The organism is Nocardioides sp. Z21_20, assembly GCF_059766585.1.
In genome coordinates this window covers 81177-89297 of the sequence record NZ_JCBAJX010000014.1, presented here as the reverse complement: position 1 = coordinate 89297, position 8121 = coordinate 81177, and the positions used below count along the sequence as shown (strand labels likewise).

The following is an 8121-nucleotide window of genomic DNA, read 5'->3' as shown; positions in this document are numbered from 1 at the left end:
GACGCAGTGTTGACGAAGCCGGGGTCGTAGACAGCCAGACCCGGGGTGTCGTCCTGCGTCTTGATCTTGCCCAGGTCGGCGGCCTTGATGGTGCCGTCGACGATCGGGACGTCGTACTCCTGACCGGTGCGGTTGTCCCGCACGGTGAGCGACTCGTCGGTCACGTCGGCTCCTCGGTACTGTGAATTTTGGTCGCCCCTAACCTAGACTGACGAGGTTCCGGGGCCCAACCCCGGGTCCGTTTTGACCTGTGTTCACCGGCCCGCGTATTCTCATGGGTCGCGGCTTGAATTAAGCCCCCGTGGTCCTCGAGGCCCGAGGGAACAGCCGACAGAGCAGACCGACGACGGGGATCCCCCCGACCCGATCACGACCGACTGAAGAAGGTTTCACCGTGCGTACGTACAGCCCGAAGCCCGCTGACATCCAGCGTGAGTGGCACGTCATCGACGCCACCGACGTGGTGCTGGGCCGCCTCGCTGTCCAGACCGCCAACCTGCTGCGCGGCAAGCACAAGGCGATGTTCGCCCCGCACGTTGACACCGGTGACTTCGTCATCATCGTGAACGCGGAGAAGGTTGCCCTGTCCGGCGACAAGAAGACCACCAAGATGGCGTACCGCCACTCCGGCTACCCCGGCGGCCTCTCGGCCACGCCGATCGGCGAGCTGCTCGAGAAGGACGCCCGCAAGGCGCTCGAGAACGCCGTGTGGGGCATGCTCCCGAAGAACCGCCTGGGTCGCCAGATGCTCAAGAAGCTGAAGGTGTACTCCGGTCCGGAGCACCCGCACACGGCCCAGCAGGCCAAGCCCTTCGAGATCACGCAGATCTCCCAGTAATCGTTTTGTCCCGAACGCAAGGATCGAGTGAGGAACACCGTGGCTGAGACCACCGAGAACACCGAGGTCGAAGAGACCTACGAGGCGAACGAGCAGGGCGTCGCCTACAGCTCGGAGAGCGCTCCGTCCGCGGACGCTCCCGCGCGCCCGGCCACCATCGCCCCCGCAGCGGCCACCGGTCGCCGCAAGGAGGCCGTGGCCCGGGTCCGCCTCGTGCCCGGCACGGGTCAGTGGACGGTCAACGGTCGCACCCTCGACTCCTACTTCCCCAACAAGCTGCACCAGCAGGTGATCAACGAGCCGTTCGCGAACCTGCAGCTCGAGGGTCGCTTCGACGTGATCGCCCGCATCCACGGCGGCGGCATCACCGGCCAGGCCGGCGCGCTGCGCCTCGGGGTGGCTCGCTGCCTCAACGCCATCGACGTCGAGACCAACCGCCCCTCGCTCAAGAAGGCCGGGCTGCTCACGCGTGACGCCCGCGTCATCGAGCGCAAGAAGGCCGGTCTCAAGAAGGCGCGCAAGGCGCCGCAGTTCAGCAAGCGCTGACCGGCAGCGTCAGGTTTCGATGACGCGCCTCTTCGGCACGGACGGGGTCCGGGGCCTGGCCAACGGTCGATTGACCGCGGAGCTGGCCCTGGACCTTTCCGTTGCTGCGGCCCACGTCCTGGCCGACCGGGGGGACTTCGCCGGCCACCGCCCCGTCGCGGTGGTCGGTCGCGACACCCGGATCTCCGGGCAGTTCCTGGAGGCGGCCGTGGTGGCCGGACTCGCCTCGGCCGGGGTCGACGTGCTGCTGCTCGGCGTGCTGCCGACTCCGGGCGTCGCCCACCTCACCGACGCGCTCGGGGCGGACCTCGGCGTGATGCTGTCCGCCTCGCACAACCCGATGCCCGACAACGGCATCAAGTTCCTGGCCCGGGGCGGGGTCAAGCTCGACGATGCCGCCGAGGCGGCGATCGAGCAGCGGATGCGTGAGCCTTGGGAGCGTCCCACCGGCGGCGGCGTCGGTCGGGTGACGCCCTACCCCGACGCCGTGGCGCAGTACTCCGCGCACCTGGTGCGCACCACCCGCAAGCCGCTGGCCGGGCTGCGCGTCGTGCTCGACTGCGCCGAGGGGGCGGCCTCCGAGGTCGGCCCCCAGGCCCTGCGCGACGCCGGCGCCGACGTCACCGCCATCCACGCCCAGCCCGACGGGCTGAACATCAACGACGGCTGCGGCTCCACCCACCTGGCGAACCTGCAGGCTGCGGTCGTCAAGGACGGCGCCGACATCGGCTTCGCCCTCGACGGCGACGCCGACCGGTGCCTGGCCGTCGACCACGAGGGCACAGTCGTGGACGGCGACCAGATCCTCGCCATCCTGGCCCTCGGCATGCGTGACGCGGGACGCCTCGTCGGCGACACCGTCGTGGGCACCGTGATGAGCAACCTCGGCTTCGTGCAGGCGCTGCGCGCGGAGGGCATCGAGGTGCGCCAGACCAAGGTCGGCGACCGCTACGTGCTCGAGGAGCTGAACGCCCACGGCTTCTCGCTGGGCGGCGAGCAGTCGGGCCACGTGATCATGACCGACTACGCCACCACCGGCGACGGCATCCTCACCGCCCTGCACGTGCTCGAGCGGATGGCGGAGACCGGCGAGAGCGTGCAGAAGCTCGCTGCCGTGATGACCCGGCTCCCGCAGGTGCTGGTCAACGTCTCCGGCGTGGACAAGGACGCGGCCGACTCCGATCCCGAGGTGCTCGCCGCCGTCGCCGCGGAGAACGAGGCGCTGGCCGGCGAGGGTCGCGTGCTGCTGCGCCCCTCGGGCACCGAGCCGCTGGTGCGGGTGATGGTCGAGGCGGCCAGCGCCGAGCACGCCCAGGCCGTCGCCGACCGTCTGGCCGCGGTCGTGCACGACCGCCTCGCGCTCTAGCCGCTCGCGCTCTAGCCGCTCGCCCCCTGACCGCTCGCGCTCTGACTGCTGCGCTGATGGTGCGGCCGGCCGGGGTCGTCGTACGCCGGGGCGTGCCGGCCGGCGCGGTAGGCCTCCAGCTGGGCGCACACCGCGGCGCCGAAGAACAGCGCCACCGAGGTCAGCAGCGCCCACATCAGCAGCGCGAACACTCCGGCCAACGGTCCGTAGACCGAGCCGAAGGACCCGCTCAGGTGCACGTAGGCCGCCAGCGCGGCGGTGGCCAGCAGGGTCAGCGCGACGGAGACGACCGCTCCCAGGGCCAGCCACGACAGCGACGGCTGGCGCCGGCGCGGCGCATGGTCGAACAGGACGGACACCGCGAGTACCACCAACGCGATGCCCGCCGGCCAGCGCAGCACGTTCCACCATCGTTGCGTGGCCGCCGACCAGCCGTAGTCGGCGGCCATCGCGTCGGCGAAGGCGCCCCCGGCCACCAGCAGCAGGAAGCCCACCCCCACCGGTAGCGCGAGCAGGGCGGTGAGCACCGCCGCCCGCCCGTACTTCGCCGGGGCGGCCCGGTCGCGGCGGATCCCGTAGATCCGGTTCGTGCCGCGCTCCACCTGCGCCATCGCCGTGGTCATCGAGACCAGGGCGAAGCCGAGGCCGAGGACCAGCGCGACCTCGCCGGCCTCCTCGCTGCTGTCCGCGCCGGTGACGGCGCTCGTCAGCGCGTCCTGTTCCCCGGAGCCGGGCGAGACCGCCTCGATCGTGCGCGCGATCACCCGCGCCGGCCGCTCCTCGTCGAGGTCGGCGGCGAGCCCGGTCAGCGCGAGCAGGAACGGCACCAGGGCCAGGCAGGCCTGCAGCGCCAGGGCGCGGCTGTTGGTGAAGCCGTCGCCGTAGCGGAAGCGCACCAGCGAGTCGAGCACCAGGCGGCGCAGGCCGTGGCGGCGCACCAGGTGCCAGGCGTCCTCGGCGTCGAGTTCGTCACCGTCCATCTCGGTGGTGACCGGGACGGTGCGCGCAGTCGTCATGGGCACAGCCGCGCAGTCGTCATGGGGACAGCGTAGGGACGCAGCGGCGCACCCCGATCGCCACCGTAGGCTGCGCCCCGTGAAGAGTCTGAACATCGTGTGGGTGGACCCGTCCGAGCCTGGGTTCGGCGAGCAGCTGGACGCCTGGCACCGGACCTACGCCGAGGCGGCGCGGCACCGACGCGAGCACACCGCCTCGCCGTGGAGCCGCGAGGAGCTGCGCGCGGCCCTGGAGAGCCGGGGGCGTCGCCGCTGGCTGGGCCTGTACCTCGGCCGGTGCGGCACCGAGCCGGTCGTCGCCGGAACCCTGGAGCTGCCGCTGCTCGACAACCTCGAGCACGCCCGGATCGAGGTGCACACCGCGCCGGCGCGGCGGCGCCGCGGTCACGGCTCCGCGATGCTGGCGCACCTGGAGCGGGTCGCCCGGGAGCGCGGGCGCACCGTGCTCGACGCGGAGGCCGCCTGGCCCTATGCGGCGCCCGCCGACGGTGCGGGCACGCCCGGCGCCGACTTCGCGGCCCGGCACGGCTTCGCCCTCGCCCTCGGCGACGTGCAGCGGCGCCTGGACCTGCCCGTCGACCAGGCGCTGCTGGACCGGCTGAGCGGCCAGGCGGCGCCGCATCACGCGTCGTACACGCTGCGCTCCTGGGTCGGGCCGGTCCCCGAGGCGCTGGCGCAGGGCTGGGTGGAGCTGAGCGCCACCCTGCTCACCGAGGCCCCGGTCGGTGAGCGCGACGTGGAGCCGGAGGCCGCCGAGGTGGCGGCGATGCGCGAGCAGGAGGCGCTGATCGCGCGGCAGGGACGCACGAAGCTCAACACCGCGGCACTGGACCCCAGCGGCGCCGTGGTCGCCTACACCGACCTGGTCTGCCTGCCGCGGCGAGAGGCCGCGGAGCGCGGCCAGCCGCTCGCCGAGACGGCCCGCGGCTACCAGTGGGGCACGCTGGTGCACCGCGACCACCGGGGGCACCGGCTCGGGCTGGCGGTGAAGGTCGCCAACCTGCGCCTCCTGCACCGCGAGCGCCCCGACCTCACCCACGTGGTCACCTGGAACGCGGAGGTCAACAGCCACATGGTCGCGGTCAACGAGGCGCTCGGCTTCCGCGCGGTCGAGCGGCTCGGGGAGTTCCACAAGCGCCTCCGCTAGGTTCGGGGGGTCGACACCCCACCGAGGAGACCGCTGCACCGTGATCCAGCTGACCAAGGGCGGCAATGCCCCGCTCGACCAGACCGACCTGACCGTCACCGTCGACGTGGCCGCGGCCGCGGACCTCTCCGCGCTGCTGGTCACGGAGGCGGGCAAGGTCCGCTCCGACGCCGACTTCGTCTTCTACAACCAGCCGCAGGGCCCGGGCGTGACCTGCGTCCCGCCGGCCGCGGGCCAGCCGTGGCAGGTGCGCGTCGACCTGACCCAGGTGCCCTCCGACGTGCACGCCGTCCGGCTGGTCACCTCGCTCGACGACCAGGGCCGGGTGTTCGGCCAGGTGGGCCAGCCGGTCGCCCGGCTGAGCGGGCCGCAGGGGCCGGTCGCCGAGTTCGCGATGACCGGCCTGGACCGGGAGACGATCGTGGTCGCGCTCGAGCTGTACCGACGCGGCGGCGCGTGGAAGGTCCGTGCCGTCGGCCGCGGGTACGACGGCGGGCTGGGCGACCTGATCGCCGACCACGGCGTGTCCGTCGACGACGCCCCCGCTGCGCCGGCCCCGCCGGCTCCGGTGCCGACGCCTGCCCCGGCTCCCGCGCCGACGCCGGCCGCGCCGCCCGCGCCGTCCTACGCCCCGCCGTCGCCGTCGGCGCCGCCGTCCTACGCCCCGCCGTCGTACCCGACGCCCGGCGCGCAGCCGCCCGCGGCACCCCAGCCGGGGTTCGCCGCGCCCCAGCCGGGTTTCGCGGGCGCGCAGCCGGGCTCGGCACCCTCCTCCGGCGAGGTCAGCCTGACCAAGGGCCGGCCGGTGTCGCTGTCCAAGGGGCAGAAGGTGCAGCTCACCAAGGACGGCGGCCAGGCGCTGAGCATGATCCGGATGGGGCTGGGCTGGGACCCGATCAAGAAGGGCGGCTTCCTCAAGAGCAAGGAGGTCGACATCGACCTCGACGCCTCGGCGGTGCTGTTCTCGCGCGGCCAGGCCGTCGACATCGCCTTCTACAACAGCCTGCGCAGCAAGGACGGCTCGGTGCACCACCAGGGCGACAACCGCACCGGCGAGGGTGCCGGCGACGACGAGGTCATCGTCGTCGACCTGCCGCGGGTGCCCGCCCAGGTGGACAACATCGTCCTGCTCGTCACCAGCTACACGGGGCAGACCTTCGAGCAGGTGCAGAACGCCTACTGCCGCCTGGTGGACCAGACCGACGGCGAGCTGGCGCGCTACTCGCTCACCGGCGGGATGCCGTTCACCGGGCTGGCGATGGCGCGCCTGTACCGCGATGGCGGGCAGTGGAAGATGCAGGCCATCGGCGAGGGCCTGCACGCCAAGGTGCCCAGCGAGGCCCTGCCGCAGCTGGTCAAGTACCTGGGCTGATACCTGGCCGGATACCTGGGCTGAGCCCCCGCCGGGGGCCTGTGGAGGAGCGCTGCGGATGGCGCCCGGCCCGTCTAGCGTGGCTGCCGTGGGGGACACGCGCAGCAGGCTGGAGCGGGCTACCGCCGTCCTGGGCGTGCTGGCCGCGATGACCGTGGCCGGCACGCTCGCGGCGGCGCTGACCCGGTACGCCGCGCCGCCGGACCGCGACGGCGGCGTCGACCCGGGCGCCGCGACGCTGCGCCAGGTCGTCCGCGACGTCTCGCACCCGCCCGGGCTGCGCCTGCTGCTCGAGCTCCCCGACGGCGCCTGGAGCGCCGGCCGGCCGGAGGCGCTGGCCGGGTACCGGCGCCCGGGCGGACGCCGCACGGTGGTCGCCGGACCGGTCTACTTCCGGCGGGGTTGGTGCGCCGAGGACCCCCGCTGGAGCAGCCGCGCCTTCGCCGGTGTGGTGCCGCGGGTCCGGGCGGCGTCGCCGCGCCGGGCGGGCCAGCGGATCTCCCTCGGCTGGGCCCGCGCCATCGCCGCCGCCCTGGACGACCCGGCGGCCCGGGGCGCGCCGCCGGCGCGGGCCTCACCGGTGCGGATCGCGGACCGGGCAGGCTGGCTGACCACCCGCTCGCTAACGCTGCGCGGCACGGGGGCGTGCCTGCCCCCACGGGTGGCGGTGGACGCGCTCACCCTCGCGGTCGACGGCGAGGTCGTCGCCGTGGTGCTGGTGCGCGACGCCGGCGTCCCCGGGGCGCTCACCGCGGCCGGGTCGGCGGCGTTCCTGACCCGGACCCGGGTGCTGGCTCAGAGCTTGCGCAGCCGCACGTAGCGCACCGAGTGGTCGCGGTCCTTGCGCAGCACCAGGGTGGCCCGCGAGCGGGTGGGCAGCACGTTGTCGCTCAGGTTGGGGCCGTTGATGGTGTCCCAGATCCGCTCCGCCTCGGCGGTCGCCTCCTCGGTGGTGAGCGAGGCGTAGCGCGCGAAGTAGGAGCCCGGGTCCCGGAAGGCCGTCTCGCGCAGCCGCAGGAAGCGCTCGACGTACCACCGACGGATGTCACTGGTGCCGGCATCGACGTAGACGCTGAAGTCGAAGAAGTCGCTGACCGCCAGGCTGGTGCGTCCGTCGTCGCGCACGCGGGCCGGCTGCAGGACGTTGAGCCCTTCGATGATGACGATGTCGGGGCGCCGGATCACCACCTTCTGGCCGGGGACAACGTCGTAGATGAGGTGGTCGTAGGTGGGCGCCTCCACCTCCTCGCGGCCGGACTTGATGTCGACGACGAACTTCAGCAGCGCCCGCCGGTCGTAGGACTCCGGGAAGCCCTTGCGCTGGAGCAGCCCGCGCCGGTCGAGCTCGGCGTTGGGCAGCAGGAAGCCGTCGGTGGTCACCAGCGCCACGTTGGGGTGCTCGGGCCAGTGCGCCAGCATCTGCTGCAGCACCCGGGCGGTGGTGGACTTGCCGACGGCCACCGAGCCGGCCAGCCCGATCACGAACGGCGTGCGCGGGGGCTGGGCGCGCTGGAGGAACTCCTGCTGCTTGCGGTGCAGCTGCCCGGCGGCCTCGACGTAGGTGCTCAGCAGCCGCGACAGCGGCAGGTAGACCTGGCGGACCTCGTCGAGGTCGAGGGACTCGCCCAGGCCGCGCAGCTGGTGGATCTCCTCGTGGGTGAGCGGGTCCTCGGACTGGGACTGACCCAGGGCGGCCCAGGCGGCCCGGTCCAGCTCCACGTACGGCGAGGTCTCGCGGGCGTGGTCCGGGTGCTGCTCGGGGGTGCGTCCGGGAGCAGGGTCCGGAGCGGGGCCGCGAACCGACCCGGTGGCAGACATGTCCGGCATTGTTGCAGG

The 8121-nt window shown here is 73.3% G+C and carries 8 protein-coding genes; 6 read left to right on the top strand and 2 right to left on the bottom strand.

Features of this window, described 5'->3' with window-relative positions:
* Positions 1 to 394: 394 nt before the first annotated feature.
* From rplM to glmM, 3 genes are read left to right on the top strand one after another with little or no spacing between them, the layout of a single operon-like run.
* Positions 395 to 838 (top strand): 50S ribosomal protein L13, encoded by a 444-nt coding sequence (gene rplM, locus AC6EH9_RS17510; protein ID WP_498424932.1) that lies wholly within the window; start codon positions 395 to 397, stop codon positions 836 to 838.
* 39 nt (positions 839 to 877) lie between these two features.
* On the top strand, positions 878 to 1384 hold the full coding sequence (gene rpsI, locus AC6EH9_RS17505) for a 30S ribosomal protein S9 (protein WP_498424931.1): 507 nt from the start codon (positions 878 to 880) through the stop codon (positions 1382 to 1384).
* A gap of 19 nt (positions 1385 to 1403) precedes the next feature.
* Entirely contained in the window at positions 1404 to 2750 is a 1347-nt protein-coding gene (glmM, locus tag AC6EH9_RS17500; protein ID WP_498424929.1) for a phosphoglucosamine mutase, read from the top strand.
* An 11-nt stretch (positions 2751 to 2761) separates the two neighbouring features.
* On the opposite strand, the gene AC6EH9_RS17495 is transcribed toward glmM, so the two are convergent.
* Positions 2762 to 3766 (bottom strand): YihY/virulence factor BrkB family protein, encoded by a 1005-nt coding sequence (locus tag AC6EH9_RS17495; protein ID WP_498424928.1) that lies wholly within the window; start codon positions 3764 to 3766, stop codon positions 2762 to 2764.
* A gap of 79 nt (positions 3767 to 3845) precedes the next feature.
* Here AC6EH9_RS17495 and AC6EH9_RS17490 point away from each other — a divergent pair, with 79 nt between their 5' ends.
* The 3 genes from AC6EH9_RS17490 (at position 3846) to AC6EH9_RS17480 (ending at position 7105) form a co-directional block, all read left to right on the top strand.
* Positions 3846 to 4913, top strand: a complete 1068-nt coding sequence (locus AC6EH9_RS17490) for a GNAT family N-acetyltransferase (protein WP_498424926.1) — start codon at positions 3846 to 3848, stop codon at positions 4911 to 4913.
* A gap of 40 nt (positions 4914 to 4953) precedes the next feature.
* Positions 4954 to 6285, top strand: a complete 1332-nt coding sequence (locus tag AC6EH9_RS17485) for a TerD family protein (protein ID WP_498424924.1) — start codon at positions 4954 to 4956, stop codon at positions 6283 to 6285.
* Positions 6286 to 6373: 88 nt separating this feature from the next.
* Positions 6374 to 7105, top strand: coding sequence for a DUF8017 domain-containing protein (locus tag AC6EH9_RS17480; protein WP_498424923.1), 732 nt, complete (start codon positions 6374 to 6376; stop codon positions 7103 to 7105).
* Here AC6EH9_RS17480 and coaA read toward each other — a convergent pair.
* Positions 7081 to 8103 (bottom strand): type I pantothenate kinase, encoded by a 1023-nt coding sequence (gene coaA, locus AC6EH9_RS17475; protein WP_498424922.1) that lies wholly within the window; start codon positions 8101 to 8103, stop codon positions 7081 to 7083. The two genes, AC6EH9_RS17480 and coaA, sit on opposite strands and share 25 nt — an antisense overlap.
* Positions 8104 to 8121 lie beyond the last annotated feature (18 nt).

Coding starts and splice junctions, on each gene's coding strand:
- glmM (WP_498424929.1), top strand. CDS start 1,404: ATGACGCGCCTCTTCGGCACGGACGGGGTCCGGGGCCTGGCCAACGGT.
- AC6EH9_RS17495 (WP_498424928.1), bottom strand. CDS start 3,766: ATGACGACTGCGCGCACCGTCCCGGTCACCACCGAGATGGACGGTGAC.
- coaA (WP_498424922.1), bottom strand. CDS start 8,103: ATGTCTGCCACCGGGTCGGTTCGCGGCCCCGCTCCGGACCCTGCTCCC.